The sequence below is a fragment of the Corynebacterium gerontici genome, from assembly GCF_003813985.1.
Lineage (GTDB): Bacteria > Actinomycetota > Actinomycetes > Mycobacteriales > Mycobacteriaceae > Corynebacterium > Corynebacterium gerontici.
On the sequence record NZ_CP033897.1, the window covers coordinates 112,577 to 132,553 of the forward strand.

General features: G+C 58.3%; 13 protein-coding genes and 2 rRNA genes. 10 read left to right on the forward strand and 5 right to left on the reverse strand.

The features are described from left to right. Positions 1-2 precede the first annotated feature (2 nt). Entirely contained in the window at positions 3-446 is a 444-nt protein-coding gene (locus tag CGERO_RS00575; RefSeq protein ID WP_245998838.1) for a GtrA family protein, read from the reverse strand. Positions 447-455: 9 nt separating this feature from the next. After that, positions 456-896 carry a hypothetical protein gene (locus CGERO_RS00580; RefSeq protein WP_123932795.1) on the reverse strand — a complete coding sequence of 147 codons (441 nt, stop codon included), beginning with the start codon at positions 894-896 and terminating at the stop codon, positions 456-458. 35 nt (positions 897-931) lie between these two features. Here CGERO_RS00580 and CGERO_RS00585 point away from each other — a divergent pair, with 35 nt between their 5' ends. The 5 genes from CGERO_RS00585 to CGERO_RS00605 are packed head-to-tail and all read left to right on the forward strand — an operon-like array spanning position 932 to position 8,737. Next, on the forward strand, positions 932-1,180 hold the full coding sequence (locus CGERO_RS00585; RefSeq protein ID WP_245998839.1) for a hypothetical protein: 249 nt from the start codon (positions 932-934) through the stop codon (positions 1,178-1,180). Between the two features lie 56 nt (positions 1,181-1,236). Continuing rightward, complete coding sequence (dprE1, locus tag CGERO_RS00590; protein WP_123932797.1) at positions 1,237-2,703, forward strand: decaprenylphosphoryl-beta-D-ribose oxidase; 1,467 nt, start codon at positions 1,237-1,239, stop codon at positions 2,701-2,703. Between the two features lie 12 nt (positions 2,704-2,715). Continuing rightward, complete coding sequence (gene dprE2 / locus CGERO_RS00595; protein WP_123932799.1) at positions 2,716-3,474, forward strand: decaprenylphospho-beta-D-erythro-pentofuranosid-2-ulose 2-reductase; 759 nt, start codon at positions 2,716-2,718, stop codon at positions 3,472-3,474. A 31-nt stretch (positions 3,475-3,505) separates the two neighbouring features. Beyond that, positions 3,506-5,404: an arabinofuranosyltransferase gene (locus CGERO_RS00600; RefSeq protein WP_123932801.1), complete on the forward strand. Its 1,899-nt coding sequence runs from the start codon at positions 3,506-3,508 to the stop codon at positions 5,402-5,404. A 27-nt stretch (positions 5,405-5,431) separates the two neighbouring features. Continuing rightward, a complete protein-coding gene (locus tag CGERO_RS00605; protein ID WP_123932803.1) occupies positions 5,432-8,737 on the forward strand; it encodes an arabinosyltransferase domain-containing protein in 3,306 nt (1,101 codons plus the stop codon). A gap of 15 nt (positions 8,738-8,752) precedes the next feature. On the opposite strand, the gene CGERO_RS00610 is transcribed toward CGERO_RS00605, so the two are convergent. Beyond that, a complete protein-coding gene (locus tag CGERO_RS00610) occupies positions 8,753-10,936 on the reverse strand; it encodes a heavy metal translocating P-type ATPase (RefSeq protein WP_123932805.1) in 2,184 nt (727 codons plus the stop codon). A gap of 107 nt (positions 10,937-11,043) precedes the next feature. Next, positions 11,044-11,241 (reverse strand): heavy-metal-associated domain-containing protein, encoded by a 198-nt coding sequence (locus CGERO_RS00615; RefSeq protein WP_123932807.1) that lies wholly within the window; start codon positions 11,239-11,241, stop codon positions 11,044-11,046. A gap of 100 nt (positions 11,242-11,341) precedes the next feature. Between CGERO_RS00615 and trxA the strand changes: the two genes are divergently transcribed. Beyond that, a complete protein-coding gene (trxA, locus tag CGERO_RS00620; protein ID WP_123932809.1) occupies positions 11,342-11,707 on the forward strand; it encodes a thioredoxin in 366 nt (121 codons plus the stop codon). A gap of 57 nt (positions 11,708-11,764) precedes the next feature. Next, positions 11,765-12,508 (forward strand): PspA/IM30 family protein, encoded by a 744-nt coding sequence (locus CGERO_RS00625; RefSeq protein WP_123932811.1) that lies wholly within the window; start codon positions 11,765-11,767, stop codon positions 12,506-12,508. Here the strand turns inward: CGERO_RS00625 and CGERO_RS00630 are convergent. Next, complete coding sequence (locus CGERO_RS00630) at positions 12,505-13,695, reverse strand: NYN domain-containing protein (RefSeq protein WP_123932813.1); 1,191 nt, start codon at positions 13,693-13,695, stop codon at positions 12,505-12,507. The genes CGERO_RS00625 and CGERO_RS00630 overlap by 4 nt on opposite strands. Before the next feature lie 203 nt (positions 13,696-13,898). On the opposite strand from CGERO_RS00630, the gene CGERO_RS00635 reads away from it, so the two are divergent. From CGERO_RS00635 to CGERO_RS00645, 3 genes are all read left to right on the forward strand, one after another. Then, the gene (locus CGERO_RS00635; RefSeq protein WP_123932815.1) at positions 13,899-14,273 is read left to right on the forward strand and encodes a GntR family transcriptional regulator; all 375 of its coding nucleotides are present in this window, start codon (positions 13,899-13,901) and stop codon (positions 14,271-14,273) included. Between the two features lie 483 nt (positions 14,274-14,756). Beyond that, positions 14,757-16,272 (forward strand): 16S ribosomal RNA (locus CGERO_RS00640). A gap of 540 nt (positions 16,273-16,812) precedes the next feature. Continuing rightward, positions 16,813-19,951, forward strand: a 23S ribosomal RNA gene (locus CGERO_RS00645). The 16S and 23S rRNA genes sit together here, the layout of an rRNA operon. The last annotated feature ends 26 nt before the right edge of the window (positions 19,952-19,977 follow it).

Genomic DNA, 19,977 nt, shown 5'->3' on the forward strand with positions numbered 1-19,977 from the left:
AGCTAGAAGATGAGGGTTCTTTGCACCACAAAGTTGATCACCGTCGCCACACCCTGCGAGATCACAAACGCAACCACAATCGCTACAGCTTCAGCCATGTGGTGTTCGGTGAAGAAGCTGTAGAGGATTTTGTGTCCGCCGACGTTGATGAAGAATGTGATGGTGTAGAGCACGACGACTTGGAGGAATCGTTTGGTGCTGGGGGCGGCGCGGAAGGTCCAGCGCCTGTTGATGAGGTAGGCGGTGGTGGTGCCGAAGATGAAGCCGACGGTACGGCCACCGAAGGCGCCGAAACCAATGATGGTTTGAAAGAAGAAGGTGATGCTGAGGTCCACCACGGCTGAGATTGCCCCGGAGATCAGAAATTTTGTGCCTTGCGCCGCGAGTCCGTTTTGAGGTTCGGCGAGCGCCCCGGCGATCGGGTCGGCTGTGTATTCCGCTTTCACAAAGTAGCCTTACTTTTCGCTTTTCGACGTCACGTACACCAGTCCTCCGGCGATCGCGCCCAAAACCGTGTGTGGTTTGCGCACGCCCATGCGGCGGAGGAGCTTGGTGAGTTTTTGGGTCAAAGCGGCATCGATTGTGCCTAACGCCCATACTGCTAGACATATACCTAGAAGGTGGAGGTAGGTTTCGGTGGGGGATAGGGTTTCGTCGTCCGCAGCCAGCTCCGCTTCGAGCCGTCCGATGATGGCTTGGGGGTCGTTGTCGGGGTTGTCGTCTTGAAGGTTGGCGTAGCTGATGATGCCGAGCGCGGTGGTGGTGATGCCGAGTTTGGCGAGTGTGCGCAGGGCTTTGTTGTGGATGTAGTCGGGTGTGGCGGTGTAGGTGGTGATGGCGAGGGCTTGGGTGATGCGCCCGATTTGGGTGTCGTCGAGTGGGTTGGCGTTGTTCATAGTTGCTTTAGGTTACCGCGTCTAGGATGGGGTTTATGGTCGGTTTTGGTTTTTCTCGTGCGAAGCGTCGGGCTCGGAAGGCGGAGGCTGCGCCGCGGATTGCGGCGGAGCGTACGAATACGCCTTTGGATAATCGTATGACGTTGTTGGTGGCGCAGGAATTGCCGTTGCTGGATAGTGCGGATCGGGTGCGTGTGTATGAGATTCTTAACAGTTATGAGGGGCCGCAGATCACCTCGCAGGAGGAGCTGCCTGCGGAGATCCGGGAGTTGATGGATTTGTGACATGCTGCCCGATTGTGTGAGTTTTTGGGGTTTGGGCGGGTAGCCTTGAGGGCGATATGACCAAAAATTTGGGCACGTCCAGCACCGCTGCTTCGAACGGTGCCTCCGGGGCCTTCACAACAGAAGCGAAGAAACTTACTGGTTGGGGGCGCACTGCTCCTACGACTGCGGAGGTTTTGGCGACGGATGACGTCGAAAAGCTCCAAGAGGCGGTCCGTCGGGTTGCTGAGCAAAATGATGGCAAGCCCGCCCACCTCAAGCGTGGCGTGATTGCGCGCGGCATGGGTCGTTCTTATGGCGATCCTGCGCAGAATGCGGGTGGTTTGGTGGTTGATATGCAGCCGCTGAACAAGATCCATTCCATTGATCCCGATTCGGCGCTTGTCGACGTCGACGGTGGCGTGACCCTTGACCAGCTCATGAAGGCCGCTTTGCCCTATGGGCTGTGGGTACCGGTGCTGCCTGGCACTCGACAGGTCACCATCGGTGGCGCGATTGGCCCGGACATTCATGGTAAGAATCACCACTCGGCTGGTTCTTTCGGCGACCACGTGGTGAGCATGGAACTGCTGGTGGCTGATGGCCGTGTGCTGCACCTCGAGCCTGAGGGCAGCGCCGATGACCCGGATGGATCCCTCTTCTGGGCGACTGTGGGCGGCATGGGCCTGACCGGCATCATTCTGCGCGCCACGATCCGCATGACCAAGACCGAGACGGCGTACTTCATCGCCGACGGTGACCTCACCGGCTCCCTCGACGAGACCATCGAGTTCCACTCCGACGGCTCCGAGCACAACTACACCTATTCCTCTGCATGGTTCGACGCCATCTCGCCCGAACCGAAACTCGGCCGCGCCGCAATTTCCCGCGGCTCCCTGGCTACCTTGGCCCAGCTTGAAGAACTCAACCCGAAGCTGGCGAAGGACCCACTGAAGTTCAACGCACCCCAACTGGTGACCGTGCCAGACATTTTCCCCAGCTTCACCATGAACAAGCTGTCCATGATCGCCATCGGCGAACTCTGGTGGCTGAAGTCCGGCACCTACCGCAACCAGGTGCAAAACCTCACGCAGTTCTACCAGCCCCTCGACCTCATCGGCGAGTGGAACCGCGGCTACGGCAAGCGCGGCTTCCTCCAGTACCAGTTCGTGGTGCCGCGCGAAGCAGTTGAGCCCTTCAAGGACATCGTCCGCGACATTCAACGCTCCGGGCACTACTCGGCACTCAACGTGTTCAAGCTCTTCGGCGAAGGCAACAAGGCACCCCTGTCCTACCCCATGCCCGGCTGGAACGTCTGCGTCGACTTCCCAATCAAGCCCGGCCTCGGCGACTTCCTCGACGACCTGGACAAGCGCGTCATGGAATTCGGCGGCCGCCTCTACCTGGCCAAAGAATCACGCACCTCGGCCGAAAACTTCCACAAGATGTACCCCGAGATGCAAAGCTGGCTCGAAACGCGCCGCAAGATCGACCCCACCGGCGTGTTCGCATCCGACATGTCCCGCCGACTTGAACTCAACTAAAAGGACCACCACATGCTCAACGCTGTAGGCCAAGCCCAAAACATTCTCCTGCTCGGCGGCACCTCCGAAATCGGACTCGCCATCGTCGAAGCCTTCCTCGACCGCGGCCCCGCCCACGTCACCCTCGCCGCCCGCGAAGACTCACCACGCCTCGCCGACGCCAAAGCACAACTCGAAGCCAAAGGCGGCACCGTCGAAACCCTGCCTTTCGACGCCACCGACTTCGAATCCCACCCCGAAACCATCGACCTCGCCTTCGCCGCCGGCGACGTCGACATCGCCATCGTCGCCTTCGGCACCCTCGGCGACCAAGAAGCCCTCTGGCAAGACCAAAAACTCGCCGTCGAAAGCGCCCAAACCAACTACACCGCACCCGTATCCCTCGGCGTCCTCCTCGGCGAAAAGTTCAAAGCCCAAGGACACGGCACCATCGTCGCCCTGTCCTCCGTCGCCGGCCAACGCGTACGCCGCTCCAACTTCGTCTACGGCGCCTCCAAAGCCGGCATGGACGGCTTCTACGTCAACCTCGGCGAAGCCCTCCGCGAACACGGCGTCAACGTCCTCGTCGTCCGCCCCGGCCAAGTACGCACCAAAATGTCCGCCGACGCCGGCGAAGCACCCCTCACCGTCAACCGCGAAGACGTAGCCGACGCCACCGTCAAAGCCATCCTCAACGGCAAACAATCCATCTACGTCCACCCACTATTCGAATACGTCAGTCTCGCCTTCAAATTCATCCCACAAAGCATTTTCAGGAAGCTGCCTTTCTAATCAGGCAGGGGCCTGTGGGAAACTAGCAGGCATGAACGACACCAAACACACCCCCCACCTTCTAGATATATGTCTAGCAGCGGTGGGGGGTGCACTCATTACGCTGGCGGGCTGGTTCGCCTTCAAGACAGTAAACCTCCCCTCCTTTGGCACTTCGAATGTGATGCGCGCGTTGTCCACGGCGGGTGTGGCGTTGGTGGTGTTGGCTTCGGTCGGGGTGTTGGCGTGGAGGCGTCGAAAAGCTGGGGCAAAGTGGGTGCGGTTTGGTGTGGTGGGTTTTGCGTACGTGGCGCCGGCGTTGATCGTGCTGGCAACCCTGGCGATTCCTTTGTCCGGTACGCGCTTGTATCTGGGCGGCTTGAACGTGGATCAGGAGTTCCGCACGCAGTACTTGACTCGGTTGGCGGATTCTCCGCAGCTTTCCGACATGAACTATTTCGGTCTGCCCGCCTTCTACCCGGCGGGTTGGTTCTGGTTCGGCGGACGCTTTGCGACGCTTCTGGGGATGCCCGGCTGGGAGGCCTTCCAGCCCTGGGCCCTGGTGTCGATCGCCACTGCCGCCTGCGTGCTGGTGCCCGTCTGGCATCGGATCACCCGCAACCTTGCCGTTGCGCTCACTATCGCGCTAGTCAGCACCATTGTGGTGCTCATCATGTCGGCTGAAGAACCCTACGCTGCGATCGTCGCGCTCGGCGTGCCCGCCGCCGCAGTGATCGCCCGTCGAGCCATGCAAGGACGGCGCAACGCCCTTCTCGCGCTCACCATCTACCTTGGGGCCTCCGCCTCGATGTACACGCTCTACACAGCGATCATCGCCGGCAGCGTTGTCGTCATCGCGCTTTCGTACGCCTTGGTTCGCAAAGAAACGAAAGCTGTGTGGAGGCTTATCGGGGTTGGTTTGGGCTCGGTGCTCATCGCCGCGACCGTCTGGCTCCCCTATCTTCTAGAGATATCTCTAGAAGATAGGGGAGCTGCGGCGCATTATTTGCCGCTGGCGGGCACCGCGGTTCCGCTCCCAATGTTCGCGGCCAGTATTTTGGGCGTGTTGTGTTTGGTGGGTGTGGTGTTTGTTGTGGTGTGTTGGCGTGAGCCTGATGTGGGGGCGTTGGGTGTGGTGTTGGTGGTTGCGTATGCGTGGGTGTTGTTGTCGATGGTGGTGACGTTGTTGGGGACGACGCTTCTGGGGTTCCGTGTGGATGTGCTGATTGCGTTGGTGTTGGCGACATCGGGTGTGTTGGGTGTGTTGCGCTTGCGTGATGTGGGGGCGGCAAAGTTGGTGCGGTTTGCGTCGGCTCGTTCGGTGTCGGCTGGTGTTGTTGTGGTGATGGCGCTGGGGTTGGTGGCGTATGGTCAGCAGGTTCCGGCGCGGAATGCTGAGTCGATTGATTTGGCGTATTCGACCACTGATGGTTTTGGTGAGCGGGCGGATCGTTTTCCGGCGAATTCGGCGAAGTTTTATCCGCAGTTGGATGAGGTGTTGTCGCAAATTCCGAAGGAGCGCCGGGACACGATTGTGTTGACGGATGAGCTGTCGTTTCTTTCGTATTTCCCTTATCGGGGTTTCCAGGCGTTTACGGCGCACTACGCGAATCCTTTGGGGCAGTTTGAGCGCCGGAATGAGGCGATTGAGACGTGGGCGAATGGTTCTTGGGGTGATTTGAAGGATCCGCGGGCGTTTGTGAAGGCGTTGGAGGAGGTGCCGTGGGAGGCGCCGGATGCGTTTGTGTTCCATGTGGGCGAGGGCCAGGGGGAGCGTGGGGCGTCGACAAGCGAAGAGGCGCAAGGCTGGACGTTTGATTTGGCGGAGGACATTTATCCGAATTCGCCGAATGTGCGTTTCCGGGGCGTGGCGTTTAATCCGGCGGTGTTTGATGGCTCGCTGTGGGATGTGGAGCGAGTGGGCCCGTACGTGGTGGTAGTGAGGAAGTAGCGGGGGCTCATAGTAGACTGCAGGGTTGTGTCTACGTCGATCGCGAAACCACAGCCCTGGCTGAAACCCGCTGCCATTATCACTGGTCTGTTGGGGTTTTTGCTGTTCATCCTCACGCCCTTTCTGCCTGTGAATCAGACGCAGGCCTCTTTGCAGTGGCCTCAAGGTGGGAATCTCAACTCTGTGAACGCTCCCCTGGAGAGTTACACGCCGGTTGATTTCCATGCGACTGTGCCGGTGAAGGCCGTGAATGATGTGCGCGAGGGAGAGTCGCTGTTGCTGTCCACGCTGCCGTCGGATAGCCCGAACGCCACGGCGCGCGGCTTGTTTGTGCGCACGCAGGACGGCTCACTTGAGGTCAGCAACCGCAGCCAGGTGTTGTTGCAGTTGAAGAAGGATGAGCTGGCGAAGCTCAGCCCGGATGCTGTGATACAGATCGACTCTACTTTCGACGGCACCACCGCCACCTTGCCTTCCGACGCCAAGGCGAAGGGTGTGACGGTAGAGTCTGAGCAAGACGGTGATCACCGCCCGATCGTCAGTGGCATTTACACGGAGCTCGAGGGCAACTCGGCCGCGTTGGAAAACGCTGGTTTGCGTGTGGACATGGAGATCAATTCTCGATTCACCTCCACGCCCACGGCGTTGAAGACGGCGGCGATGTGGCTAGGCGGCCTGATGACGGTCGCCTCGCTGGCGTGCTTGGCGCTGATGGACCGCCTCGACGGCAATAAGCACCCCATCGTTTTGGCAGGCCGTTCGCTGCGTCCGCGCCTCCTCGACGGTGTCGTTTTGGCCTTCCTTGGCTTTTGGTACATCTTCGGCGCGAACACCTCCGACGATGGTTTCATCTTGACCATGGCGCGTGCCTCCCACGAGTCCGGCTACATGGCCAATTACTACCGTTGGTTCGGTGTGCCGGAGTCACCCTTCGGTGCTCCTTACTATGATCTTTTGGGATTCATGGCGCAGGTCAGCACCGCTTCTACGTGGATGCGCCTGCCTTCTCTGCTCGCGGCGATTGCTACGTGGTTTGTGCTTTCGCGCGAGGTGCTGCCGCGCCTTGGTGCGAAGATCGATGGGCGCCGCGTCGCGCATTGGACCGCCGCGTTTGTGATGCTCGCCTTCTGGCTGCCCTACAACAATGGTTTGCGCCCCGAGCCCATCATTGCGCTTGGTGCCCTGCTGACCTGGGTTTCTTTCGAGGTCGCCATTGCTAATCGACGTCTCCTGCCCGCCGCTGTAGGTACCCTCATCGCAGCATTTACCTTGGCGTGCGGCCCAACTGGCCTCATGGCGGTCGCGGCACTTCTGGCTGCGCTGTCCTCAGTGATCCGCATCGTCTATCAGCGCACCAAACTGCTCGGCGGCAACCTGTGGGTTTCCGTGGCGGCAATGGTGGCACCCTTCTTGGCCGCGGGTACTGCGGTGCTGGTGGCGGTGTTTGGCGATCAAACCTTTGCGAGTGTCCGCGAGTCCATCACTGTCCGTTCGGCAGTCGGGCCTTCGCTGGAGTGGTACAACGAATACATCCGTTATAAGTCGCTGTTCGAGCAGACCGTCGACGGATCTTTCGCTCGTCGCTTCTCAGTACTCATGGCCTTCGTGTCCATCGCTGTGGTGCTCGCCGCCATGCTGCGTTTCCGCAAGGTTCCCGGCAGCAACCAGATGCCATCGCAGCGGCTCATGCTCATGATGCTCGGCACCCTCTTCTTCCTCATGTTCACCCCCACCAAGTGGACCCACCACTTCGGCGTGTGGGCCGGCATCGGCGCCGCACTCGGTGCCCTGGCGGCGGTCGCAATGTCGCACATGGCCATGCGCTCCGCCCGCTTCAGAACACTGATGTTCGGCGGCATCCTGTTCGTGTTCGCCTTCGCCCTGGCGGGTGTGAACGGCTGGTGGTACGTCTCCAGCTACGGCGTTCCATGGTTTGACAAGACGATCCAGCTCAAGGGCATCGAGGCATCAACCGTGATGCTGGGCATTGCCCTGCTTGTGCTCCTACTCGGCACGATCCAAAGCTTCATCATCGACGTGCGCGAAACACAGGCGGAAGAAAGGGGAGAGGACCCAAGAGCTATTCGACGCGGGCGCCTCGACCGCTTCAACGGCCTCGCATCCGCGCCCATCGCCGTGGTCTGCATCCTCGCGGTAGTCTTCCAGTCGCTGTCCTTCGGCAAAGCGTTCGCCGCCCAATACCCCGCCTACTCCGTGGGCCTGGGCAACCTCCGGACACTCAAGGGCGACACCTGCGCCATGGCCGACTACATCCTCATGGAAACGGACACCAACGAGTCCTTCCTCAAACCCGTCAACACGGACCTCAGGGACTCCATTGGTGAAGAAAAGCAGAACAACTTTGAGCCCGGCCGCGTCCCACCGGTACTGAACTCAGAAGAGATCAACGGAGTTTCAACCGCCCTCGCCAATGAAGTCTCCGATGAAGATACGGCGCTGGATGCGTCGACAAGCGTAGGACTGCGCAAAGAAGAAGGCATCAACGGCTCCCGTGTACCCCTGCCCTTCGGACTCGACTACAAGCGCGTACCAATCCTCGGCTCCTGGAAAAACGGCGACCAATACTACTCAGAAGCCATCAGCGACTGGTACGAAATGCCAGAACGCTCCGAAAACAAACCCCTACTCGTCGTCAGCGCAGCCGGCCGCATCGCCCACACCGACATCAACGGCATCGACCAATACGGCCAAAGCTTCGTCGCCGAATACGGCCGCCGCGACAACGACGGCACCGTCACCGAACTCGGCCAAGCCCGCTTCGACGACCCAGGCCCCCGACCCGTCTGGCGCAACCTCCGCCTCCCCCTCGACCAAATCCCCGCCGAAGCCAACGTCGTACGCCTCCACGCCATCGACGCCAGCCTCGACCCCGACCAGTGGATCGCCTTCACCCCACCCCGCGTACCCACGATGGACACACTCAACAACGTCGTCGGCTCCGAAGCCCCCGTCCTCATGGACTGGCAAGTACCACTCCAATTCCCCTGCCAACGACCCTTCAGCCACTACGCCGGCGTCATCGAAAACCCCCGCTACCGCATCTCACCCGACCACGTCGGCCGCGTCACAGGATCCCGATTCCAAGACGCCCTCGGCGGCGGCGCACAAGGACCAGTCGAAGCCATCGACAGCTCCTTCCAACTCCCCAGCTACGCCAAAAACGACTGGCGTCGCGACTGGGGCACCATCGAAATCTACAACCCCCGCACCGACTCACAAGACCAAAAACCCGACAACGCCGACATTCAGCTCGAAGAAGTCCGGCGGGCCGGGACCTGGACACCAGGCCTGATGAACATCAGCGTTGAATAACTTCTAGATATATATCTAGAAGGTGCGGAGCCGCAGTGAGTTGCTCACCACGAACACCGAACTGAGCGCCATCGCGGCTCCCGCAAACATCGGGTTCAGAAGCCCGAGGGCGGCGACGGGGATGAGTAGGACGTTGTAGGCGAAGGCCCAAAATAGGTTCGTTTTGATGGTGCGCAGGGTGGCTCGGGAGAGGCGGATGGCGTCGACGATGCCGATTGGTTCGGATCGCATGAGTGTGATGTCTGATGCTTCGATTGCGACGTCGGTGCCTGCTCCCATGGCGATGCCGAGTTCGGCTTGAGCGAGTGCGGCGGCATCGTTGACGCCGTCGCCGACCATTGCGACGCGCCGTCCTTCTGACTGCAATCGCGAAACTAGGTCTACTTTGTCTTCGGGCATTACGCCGGCGGTGACGTGCTCAATGCCGACTTCCTTCGCCACTGCCCGCGCTGCGCCTTCGTTGTCGCCGGTGATCAGATAGGGGGTGAGCCCCAGCTCTTTAAGCTTTTCGACGCTCTCCCGCGCCCCCTCTTTCACACGATCCGCAACTACGATCACGCCCGCAGGTTCTTCGTCGATATAAGCCACCACCGCGGTCGCTCCGCGGCGTTCGGCGGCGTCAACTTCCTCCTGCATGGAACCGTCCGGCCGGGTGACGCGCACCCTTTTTCCTTCGACCACGCCCGAAACGCCCAAACCAGGGTCACTTTGAAAATCGCTGGCTTCGTAGTGCGTTGTGGCTGCTTCCACGATCGCGCGAGCGATGGGGTGCTCCGATCCCTCCTCCACTGCTGCACATATATCTAGAAGGTGGGGGGTGGTGGTCTTGACGTCGATGACTTCCATCCGCCCCTCGGTCACGGTTCCGGTTTTGTCCAGAACGATCGTGTCGATGTTGCGTGCGGATTCGAGGACTTCGGGGCCTTTGATGAGGAGGCCTTGTTGTGCGCCGCGGCCGGTACCGACGAGGAGGGCGGTGGGGGTGGCGAGGCCGAGGGCGCAGGGGCAGGCGATGATGAGGACGGCGACGGCGGCGGCGAATGCGTCGCTGGTTTGGGCGCCGAGGGCGAGTTGTGCGATGAGGGTGATGATGGCGATCAGGATGACCGCGGGGACAAAGATTTGCGCGATTTTGTCGACGAGTTTTTGGACGGGCGCTTTTTTGGCTTGGGCGTCGGCGACGAGTTTGGCCATGGTGGCGAGTGTGGTGTCGGAGCCGACGCGGGTGGCTTCGATGATGAGTCGCCCGGAGGTGTTGAGGGTGGCGCCGGTGACGGTGTCGCCTTCGGTGACTTCGCGTGGGAGTGATTCGCCGGTGAGCATCGATTCGTCGATGGCGGAGGCGCCGTCGACGATGCGTCCGTCGGTGGCGATTTTTTCGCCTGGTCGGACAATGAATTGGTCGCCGGTGGCGAGCTTTTCGACGGGCACGCGTTGCTCTTTTCCGTCGACAAGCAAAGCTGCCTCTTTGGCCCCCATGTTCAGCAGGGTGCGGAGGGCTTCGGAGCTTTTGCCTTTAGCGCGTGTTTCGAACCAGCGGCCGAGTAGCAGGAAGACGATCACCATCGCGGCGGATTCGAGGTAGATTTCGTCCATCTGGTTGTGGCTGTGTGCACTGAAGCTCATGTGCATGCGCATGCCAGGTGTGCCAGCATTGCCGAGGAAGAGCGCCCACACCGACCATAGGTAGGCGGCGGTGGTGCCCAAGGAGATCAGCGTGTCCATGGTGAATGAGAAGTGGCGCAGGTTTTGCAACGCCGCCGTGTGGAAGGGCAAGCCGCCGTAGAAAAAGACGCCGCTGGCGAGGGCGAAGCTCAGCCACTGCCAGTTGTCGAATTGCAGTGCCGGCACCATGGAGAGCATGAAAACTGGTAGTGCCATCACCGCTGAGATCAGCAGTCGCTTTTTGAGGTCCTCGGCGTGCGCGTCGCGCGCTGTTTCGGTGTTGGTTTCGGCGGTGCCGCTATTGTGAGCGTCGTCGCCGATGGCGAAGGCGTCGTAACCGGCGCCGCGGATGACGTCGATAAGCGAATCGACGCTGGTTTGCTCAGGATCGAAACGCACACTCGCGGTCTCCGTGGCAAAATTGACGCTCGCCTGCGCGCCCTCAACTTTATTAAGTTTGCGTTCTACACGACCCGAGCAGGAAGTACACGTCATTCCTGTGATACCGAGGTCGATTTCCTTCATGGTCATCATCCCTTTCCAAACCAGACCTACTTTGCACAACGGGCAAAGGCGCTAAAAATTCCGTTAAAAAAGCCACCGCCCCAAACGGAGCGGTGGCACGGCGCGCGAAAACGACCCTACGTCAGCGAATACCCCGCCTCCTCAACAGCCGCACGCACCTCATCATCACTGAAATCCTCACCAATCACCGTCACACGGCCCGTCGCCAAATCAACGTCCACGCCCTGAGCGCCCTCGATCTCCTGGATCTCCTCAGTAACCGAGGCGACGCAGTGCTGGCAAGTCATTCCTGAAACGGTATAGGTTTTGCTCATAATCCATCCCTTCTAGATATATATCTAGAAGTGTAGCGGTGGAATAAGCGGACTATCGATAGGGTTGGGGTTATACGTAACACAGAGAAAAGGAGTAACTATGTCCACGATTGATGTAACTGAAGATACGTTTGAGCAAACTGTCACGGCTGACGGCATTGTGCTTGTCGACGCCTGGGCGTCCTGGTGCGGCCCGTGTCGTGCGTTTGCGCCGACGTTTGAGAAGGCTTCTGAGCAGCACCCGGATGCAACGTTTGCGAAGTTGGACACTGAGGCGAATCAGGGTTTGGCTGCTGCACTGCAGATTCAGTCGATTCCGACGTTGATGGTGTTCCGTGATGGCGTTTTGGTGTTCCGCGAGGCTGGGGCACTGCCGCCGGCGGCGCTGGAGGATCTGATTTCGCAGGTGAAGGACCTGGATATGGATGATGTGAAGCGTCAGATCGCGGAGCAGCAGCAGGGCTAGTGTGGCTGCGTAGACTGTGTGGTGACGTTGTCGTCCATACAGCAAGGAACGTTTGCCATGGCTAATCCTTTTTCTAAAGGTTGGAAGTATCTCACTGCCTCGTTGGATCAGAAGATTGAGGAGAACGCTGATCCTCTGGTGCAGATTCAGCAGGCGAGTGAGGCTGCGAAGCGCCAGCATCAGCAGGTTCGTGAGCAGGCTACCCAGGTGATTGGGAACCGCAATCAGTTGGAGATGAAGCTGAATCGCTTGGTGGGGGAGCGTGACGAGCTTGAGAAGAAGGCTCGTCAGGCTTTGTCTTTGGCTGAGGGGGAGCAAGATTCGGCTCGCGCCAGCGAGTTGCAGCAGGCTGCGGAGATTTATGCCACGCAACTTGTGGGCGTTGAGCAGGAGCTGGAAAACGCTAAGACTTTGCATTCGCAGGCTTCTTCTGCGGCTGATGAGGCTACTCGGCAGTTGCAGCAGTCTGAGGCGCGGCTGAAGGATCAGATGGCGCAGATTGATCAGTTACGTTCCCAGGTGCAGCAAACGAAGATGCAAGAGGCTTCGGCTGCGACGATGGATCAAATTGGCAGCATGGACCCGGATCGGGATGTTCCCTCTTTGGATCAGGTGCGGGAGAAGATTGAGCGTCGTTACGCTCAGGCTTTGGGTTCGCAGGAGCTCACCGAGCATTCGATGCAGGATCGTATGGCTGAGATTGAGTCGAGTGCGGGGGATATGCGTGCGCAGGCTCGGCTTGAGCAGATCCGGGCCGAATTGTCGGCGCCGGAGTCCGCTAAGAAAGAAATTGAGAGCTAGTTTGCGCCGTTGAGCAGCACGCCGCGGATTCCCGAGTGGAATCCGTCGCGCAGGCCCACTCGTTGCGATTCCGTGAGTGTGTATTCGTGCAGGGTCTCGCAGGCGAATTGCAGCAGGGGTCTGTCAATTTCTGGGGGCAGTCCGCCACCGGAGAGCAAGTGCGCGGAGTCGCGCTGTTCGCTGGTGGCGGCGTTTTCGTACCACCAGCGGGCGTATTGCTGGCCGACGTCGAAAGGCGTTTGATTGCCCGCCGATGCCCACACTTCATTGGGGAGGGGCACGTAGCGGGAGCGCAATTTACGCCGGGGTGCCATCATGGAGGGGTTCGGCGTGGGGCGCGGCTTCTCGCTGCTCACGGTGACTTCGACGGATTCTTCAATCTTGGAGGTCACCCTGATTCGCCGGTCGCCTTCGGGTGCGGTAGCCGTCTCTGGCTCGGGGGCAGGTGCGGAAGGCTCCGCCTTTTCTTCGGTAGCAACTGGTTCCGCTTCGATCACCTCGGAGTGCGTGGCGTCGGTTTCGTCGTGAAGCTGCGGGCCGGGCTCGTCGGTTTCGTGCACGGGTTCAGCATCGTGGGGATGCTTTGGTTGTTCGGATTCCTCGTCTTCTGAGGGGGTGCGAACCACTGGGGGTAGTGGGCCTTCGAGCACTTCGAGTTGCATGCAGTCGGCGAAGTCTTCGCGTGGGTCCAAAATGGTGGTTGAATCACAATTTTGGCGCAGTGCCGCGCTCATGGAATCCCAGCCGAAGCCGTAGAGGTGGACTCTAACTCCATTTGCCACGGCTTCTTGGACGCCGGGGATCATGTCGGCATCGCCGGAGACGAGGATGACATCGCTGAATTCGCGGCGTACGCCAGTGAGGACGAGGTCCGCTACCAGCCGTGTGTCCACCGCCTTTTGGGTGCGACGGTCTCCCCACTCGATTAATTGGCCGGCGCGGAGCTGGACACCATCGCAGGTCCTCAGCGAGCGCTGATAACGGTGGGGGCCAGAATCGGGGATGCCGTCGTACCATAGTTGGCGATGCACGGGCTGGCTCAAATGATTCTGTGCCATGGTGGCGAGCGTGGCCACTACTTCGGGGAGGTCAATTTCTAATTGCGCGCGCGCCCCTGTTTCCCACGAGTTGTAGAAGCTCGCGAGTAAATAAGAGGTGTCGACAAAAATTTGTGTGCGTTCAAGCATGGCTCCTGGGCTTTTCCGTTCATTGCTAAATAAGTTTCAATTGCGAGTAGTACCTAGTTTGCCTGAAAAAGCGTGACACGTCGATACACTTCACTAGCGAGTCGCAAAACTGCTGCTCACGCGCTGATCTCTTGTGAAGGTTCGACGGGAAACGCTAGGGTTCATTACATAGGTAACGAACCGACGTGGCGGAAGGGGCCGTGTTGAACGAAGCGACAGCGCCGCTGTTTCGACAGATCGCAACGCTGATCGAAGATTCGATCATTGATGGCGTCCTCCTCGAAGGCCAACGCGCACCTTCTACTAACGAGCTTGCTCAGTTCCACTCGATCAATCCCGCAACCGCACGAAAAGGCCTCCTCTTGCTTGTCGAGCTCGGGATCCTCGAGAAGCGTCGTGGCCTGGGCATGTTCGTCACCGCCGGCGCAACCCAAAGGATTAGGGATCGTCGAGCCGGGGATTTCGCAGCAACCTATCTGGCCCCGCTTGTCGACGAAGCCGTGCGGATCAAAATTGACCGTGCCACATTGCACTCGCTGATTGATCAAGTGGCAGCAAGCCGCGGCTTATATCAATAGTCTTTCTATTTTCTAGGCTTGACCTGGGGGTTTGTGTTGTTGGTGGGGGGTGTGTAACTTTATGTGGGTCGCCGCGACCGACAGCGCCCCCACAGTGGTTGTGGAGATGGCGGTCAGGAAAACGTGCGGTTGGCTAAGTTTGATGTGATGCTGTCGCCTTGGTTGGTGGTGGTGTTGTGTTGTGTGAGAACTCAATAGTGTGCCAATACTTTTATTTTTGTTGTTGTGCTGCTTGTTGCGCATCGTTGGTGGTGTGTGGTGCCGGTTGTGTGCTGGTGTCATGGTGCTGCTTGTTGGTGGTGCGTGATGGTAGTGCTGGGGTGGTTGGTGTGTGTGGTTGGTTGTCTCGTCAAGACCCGCTGCGCGTTTGATGCACTGATTGCCCTGTTGTTTTTTTTTGAATGATGATGTTGTGTCATCGTTTGTTTGGTTAGGTTTGGGCTTTTCACGAGCCTTTGGAACGAGTGTTTTGTGCTTGTTTTTTTTGTGGAGAGTTTGATCCTGGCTCAGGACGAACGCTGGCGGCGTGCTTAACACATGCAAGTCGAACGGAAAGGCCTTGCTTGCAAGGTACTCGAGTGGCGAACGGGTGAGTAACACGTGGGTGACCTGCCCTGCACTTTGGGATAAGCCTGGGAAACTGGGTCTAATACCAGATAGGACCATGATGTAGTGATTGTGGTGGAAAGTTTTTTCGGTGTGGGATGGGCCCGCGGCCTATCAGCTTGTTGGTGGGGTAATGGCCTACCAAGGCGGCGACGGGTAGCCTGAGAGGGTGGACGGCCACATTGGGACTGAGATACGGCCCAGACTCCTACGGGAGGCAGCAGTGGGAATATTGCACAATGGGCGCAAGCCTGATGCAGCGACGCCGCGTGGGGATGACGGCCTTCGGGTTGTAAACCTCTTTCGCAAGGGACGAAGCGTTTTGTGACGGTACCTTGAGAAGAAGCACCGGCTAACTACGTGCCAGCAGCCGCGGTAATACGTAGGCGCGAGCGTTGTCCGGAATTACTGGGCGTAAAGAGCTCGTAGGTGGTTTGTCGCGTCGTCTGTGAAATTCCGGGGCTTAACTCCGGGCGTGCAGGCGATACGGGCATAACTTGAGTGCTGTAGGGGAGACTGGAATTCCTGGTGTAGCGGTGGAATGCGCAGATATCAGGAGGAACACCGATGGCGAAGGCAGGTCTCTGGGCAGTAACTGACGCTGAGGAGCGAAAGCATGGGGAGCGAACAGGATTAGATACCCTGGTAGTCCATGCCGTAAACGGTGGGCGCTAGGTGTAGGGGTCTTCCACGACTTCTGTGCCGTAGCTAACGCATTAAGCGCCCCGCCTGGGGAGTACGGCCGCAAGGCTAAAACTCAAAGGAATTGACGGGGCCCGCACAAGCGGCGGAGCATGTGGATTAATTCGATGCAACGCGAAGAACCTTACCTGGGCTTGACATACACCAGATCGCTGCAGAGATGTAGTTTCCCTTGTGGTTGGTGTACAGGTGGTGCATGGTTGTCGTCAGCTCGTGTCGTGAGATGTTGGGTTAAGTCCCGCAACGAGCGCAACCCTTGTCTTATGTTGCCAGCACGTGATGGTGGGGACTCATGAGAGACTGCCGGGGTGAACTCGGAGGAAGGTGGGGATGACGTCAAATCATCATGCCCCTTATGTCCAGGGCTTCACACATGCTACAATGGTCGGTACAACGCGCAGCGAACCTGTGAGGGTGAGCGAATCGCTGAAAGCCGGCCTCAGTTCGGATTGGGGTCTGCAACTCGACCCCATGAAGTCGGAGTCGCTAGTAATCGCAGATCAGCAACGCTGCGGTGAATACGTTCCCGGGCCTTGTACACACCGCCCGTCACGTCATGAAAGTTGGTAACACCCGAAGCCCATGGCCCAACCACCGTGTGTGGGGGGAGTGGTCGAAGGTGGGATCGGCGATTGGGACGAAGTCGTAACAAGGTAGCCGTACCGGAAGGTGCGGCTGGATCACCTCCTTTCTAAGGAGCAGTATTTATTTTTTCTCTTTTTTGTTGAATGTGGTGCTCACAGGTTGATGCCCCGCGCGCCAGTAGTTGGTGTGTGGTGTGCTACCCGGGTGGAGATCACACATGGGCATGATCACCGCGTGTGCACCGGATGCACGGATGTGGTGGTGATGGATCAGCGTGTGCGCAATGGGCAAGCAGTATGAGTCGAGCAACAAAAGTTTTGTCGTCCCGCCGGTGTGGTTGGGGTGTGTGGGTATTGGTGCACTGTTGGGTGTCTGGGGCAACACGATTGTCCTTGTTGGATCATGGCACACTGTGCTGGCTGCCGTGTGGTGGTTGGTTGGTGTGTGGTGGTGTTGTGTGAGAACTGTATAGTGGACGCGAGTAATTCTTTATTCTGTGAATTAAGTATTGTTTGTTGTGCTATGACCATCACTGTGTGTGGTGGTTGTGGTGTGTGAAGGTTTGTTTGTTTGTGTGTGACCGCGCTTGCTGTGGCAGGTGTGGTTGATTCGTGTGTCCGGCATGACTGGCTGCCGTTGTGGTGGTTGGTGTGTGTTGGAAGGGCACACGGTGGATGCCTTGGCATTTCGAGCCGATGAAGGACGTGGAAGGCCGCGATAGGCCTCGGGGAGTTGTCAATCAAGCGTTGATCCGAGGGTGTCCGAATGGGGAAACCTGGCCACTGTGATTGGTGGTGACCCTAGTGTGAATGCATAGCGCTAGTGGGGGTAGACGTAGGGAAGTGAAACATCTCAGTACCTACAGGAAGAGAAAACAATTGTGATTCTGCTAGTAGTGGCGAACGAACGTGGATGAGGCTAAACCGTATGCGTGTGATACCTGTGCCAGGGTTGCGTGTGTGGTGTTGTGGGGCGTGGCTGTTCGTGGTGGCATGACACGAGAGCATGATTGATGCTGTAAGCGGAAGTGGTGTGGAATCGCCTGCCGGAGAAGGTGAGAGTCCTGTACGTGAATGCAGTGTTGGTGGTGTTGGGCCATGTGTTATACCCCGAGTAGCAGCGGGCTCGTGGAATCTGCTGTGAATCTGCCGGGACCACCCGGTAAGCCTAAATACTCCGAAATGACCGATAGCGGATGTAGTACCGTGAGGGAATGGTGAAAAGCACCCAGGGGAGTGAAAGAGTACCTGAAACCGTGTGCTTACAAACCGTCAGAGCCGTGCTTGCGTGCCCTGTTGTGGGGTGTGTGGGTGGTGATGGCGTGCCTTTTGAAGAATGAGCCTGCGAGTCAGCGGCATGTCGCGAGGTTAACCATGAGTGTGGGTAGCCGTAGCGAAAGCGAATCCTAACTAGGGTGAGTGTTAGTGGCATGTCCTGGACCCGAAGCGGAGTGATCTACCCATGGCCAGTGTGAAGCAGCTGTAAGAGGTTGTGGAGGCGCGAACCCACTTAGGTTGAAAACTGAGGGGATGAGCTGTGGGTAGGGGTGAAAGGCCAATCAAACTCCGTGATAGCTGGTTCTCCCCGAAATGCATTTAGGTGCAGCGTTGTATGGTGCTTCCTGGAGGTAGAGCGACTGGTTGGTTGAGCGGGACTACCATCTTAGCAATGTCAGCCAAACTCCGAATGCCAGTGAATGCTAGTACAGCAGTGAGACTGCGGGGATAAGCTCCGTTGGTCGAAAGGAAACAGCCCAGATCGCCGGTTAAGGCCCCTAAGGGTGTACTAAGTGGAAAAGGATGTGGGATCGCGAAGACAGCCAGGAGGTTGGCTTAGAAGCAGCCATCCTTGAAAGAGTGCGTAATAGCTCACTGGTCGAGTGGTTCTGCGCCGACAATGTAGTGGGGCTCAAGTACACCGCCGAAACCGCGGCAACACACCTGTTGTGGTGTGTTGGGTAGGGGAGCGTCGTGCACTGCGTGGAAGCATCCGAGTGATCGTGGTGTGGAGTGTGCGCGAGTGAGAATGCAGGCATGAGTAACGAATGAGCAGTGAAAACCTGCTCCGCCGAATGACGAAGGGTTCCTGGGTCAAGCTAATCTTCCCAGGGTGAGTCGGGACCTAAGGCGAGGCCGACAGGCGTAGTCGATGGACAACCAGTTGATATTCTGGTACCTCACAACAGCCGTCCATGACGAAGCAGTGGTACTAACCACCCACCCCAACCCGCAACAACCACTTGTGGTTGTGTGGTGTTGGGTGTGCGTGGGACCTTCATTGGTAGTAGTCAAGCGATGGGGTGACACAGGTTGGTAGCCACGCCACGAGGTTGGTTTTCGTGGTGTAAGCGTGCAGCCCGTCTACTAGGCAAATCCGGTAGGCATCATGGGTCAGGCGTGATACGAATCCCACTATGAGTGGGGAAGGTGGTGATCCTGGACTGTCGAGAAAAGCCTCTAGCGAGGATGTTGTGAGCCCGTACCCCAAACCGACACAGGTCGTCAAGTAGAGTATACTCAGGCGAACGGGTGAACTGTGGTTAAGGAACTCGGCAAAATGCCCCCCGTAACTTCGGGAGAAGGGGGGCCACCGAAGATCACCAGCCCATGCGGTTGGTTGGTGTTTGGTGGTCGCAGAGAATAGAGGGAAGCGACTGTTTATTAAAAACACAGGTCCGTGCGAAAACGTGGAAGTTGATGTATACGGACTGACGCCTGCCCGGTGCTGGAAGGTTAAGAGGACCTGTTAGAACCCCTGTGGGGTTCGAAGCGGAGAATTTAAGCCCCAGTAAACGGCGGTGGTAACTATAACCATCCTAAGGTAGCGAAATTCCTTGTCGGGTAAGTTCCGACCTGCACGAATGGCGTAACGACTTCCCTGCTGTCTCAACCACAGGCCCGGTGAAATTGCAGTACGAGTAAAGATGCTCGTTACGCGCGGCAGGACGAAAAGACCCCGGGGACCTTCACTATAGCTTGGTATTGATATTCGGTTCGGTTTGTGTAGCATAGGTGGGAGACGTTATCAGCACACCACGCCAGTGGGAGTGTCAGTCACAGGTGAAATACCACTCTGATCGAATTGGGTATCTATCAACCTCGGCCCATGATCTGGGTCAGGGACAGTGCCTGGTGGGTAGTTTAACTGGGGCGGTTGCCTCCTAAACAGTAACGGAGGCGCCCAAAGGTTCCCTCAGCCTGGTTGGCAATCAGGTGGTGAGTGTAAGTGCACAAGGGAGCTTGACTGTGAGAGTGACAACTCAAGCAGGGACGAAAGTCGGGACTAGTGATCCGGCACCGACGAGTGGAAGTGGTGTCGCTCAACGGATAAAAGGTACCCCGGGGATAACAGGCTGATCTTCCCCAAGAGTCCATATCGACGGGATGGTTTGGCACCTCGATGTCGGCTCGTCGCATCCTGGGGCTGGAGTAGGTCCCAAGGGTTGGGCTGTTCGCCCATTAAAGCGGCACGCGAGCTGGGTTTAGAACGTCGTGAGACAGTTCGGTCTCTATCCGCCGCGCGCGTAGAAACTTGCAGAAGGCTGTCCCTAGTACGAGAGGACCGGGACGGACGTACCTCTAGTGCGCCAGTTGTCACGCCAGTGGCACGGCTGGTTGGCTACGTACGGAAGGGATAACCGCTGAAAGCATCTAAGCGGGAAGCCTGTTTTAAGATGAGGTTTCAATATCAGGTGCCCGGTAGACCACCGGGTTGATAGGCCAGAACTGGACATACCGCAAGGTCATGCAGGTGACTGGTACTAATCCACCGAACAACACACCAAACACAACCCGCAAAACAACCAAACCCC

Coding starts and splice junctions, on each gene's coding strand:
- CGERO_RS00580 (WP_123932795.1), bottom strand. CDS start 896: ATGAACAACGCCAACCCACTCGACGACACCCAAATCGGGCGCATCACC.
- CGERO_RS00585 (WP_245998839.1), top strand. CDS start 932: ATGGTCGGTTTTGGTTTTTCTCGTGCGAAGCGTCGGGCTCGGAAGGCG.
- dprE1 (WP_123932797.1), top strand. CDS start 1,237: ATGACCAAAAATTTGGGCACGTCCAGCACCGCTGCTTCGAACGGTGCC.
- dprE2 (WP_123932799.1), top strand. CDS start 2,716: ATGCTCAACGCTGTAGGCCAAGCCCAAAACATTCTCCTGCTCGGCGGC.
- CGERO_RS00600 (WP_123932801.1), top strand. CDS start 3,506: ATGAACGACACCAAACACACCCCCCACCTTCTAGATATATGTCTAGCA.
- CGERO_RS00610 (WP_123932805.1), bottom strand. CDS start 10,936: ATGATGACCATGAAGGAAATCGACCTCGGTATCACAGGAATGACGTGT.
- CGERO_RS00615 (WP_123932807.1), bottom strand. CDS start 11,241: ATGAGCAAAACCTATACCGTTTCAGGAATGACTTGCCAGCACTGCGTC.
- trxA (WP_123932809.1), top strand. CDS start 11,342: ATGTCCACGATTGATGTAACTGAAGATACGTTTGAGCAAACTGTCACG.
- CGERO_RS00625 (WP_123932811.1), top strand. CDS start 11,765: ATGGCTAATCCTTTTTCTAAAGGTTGGAAGTATCTCACTGCCTCGTTG.
- CGERO_RS00630 (WP_123932813.1), bottom strand. CDS start 13,695: ATGCTTGAACGCACACAAATTTTTGTCGACACCTCTTATTTACTCGCG.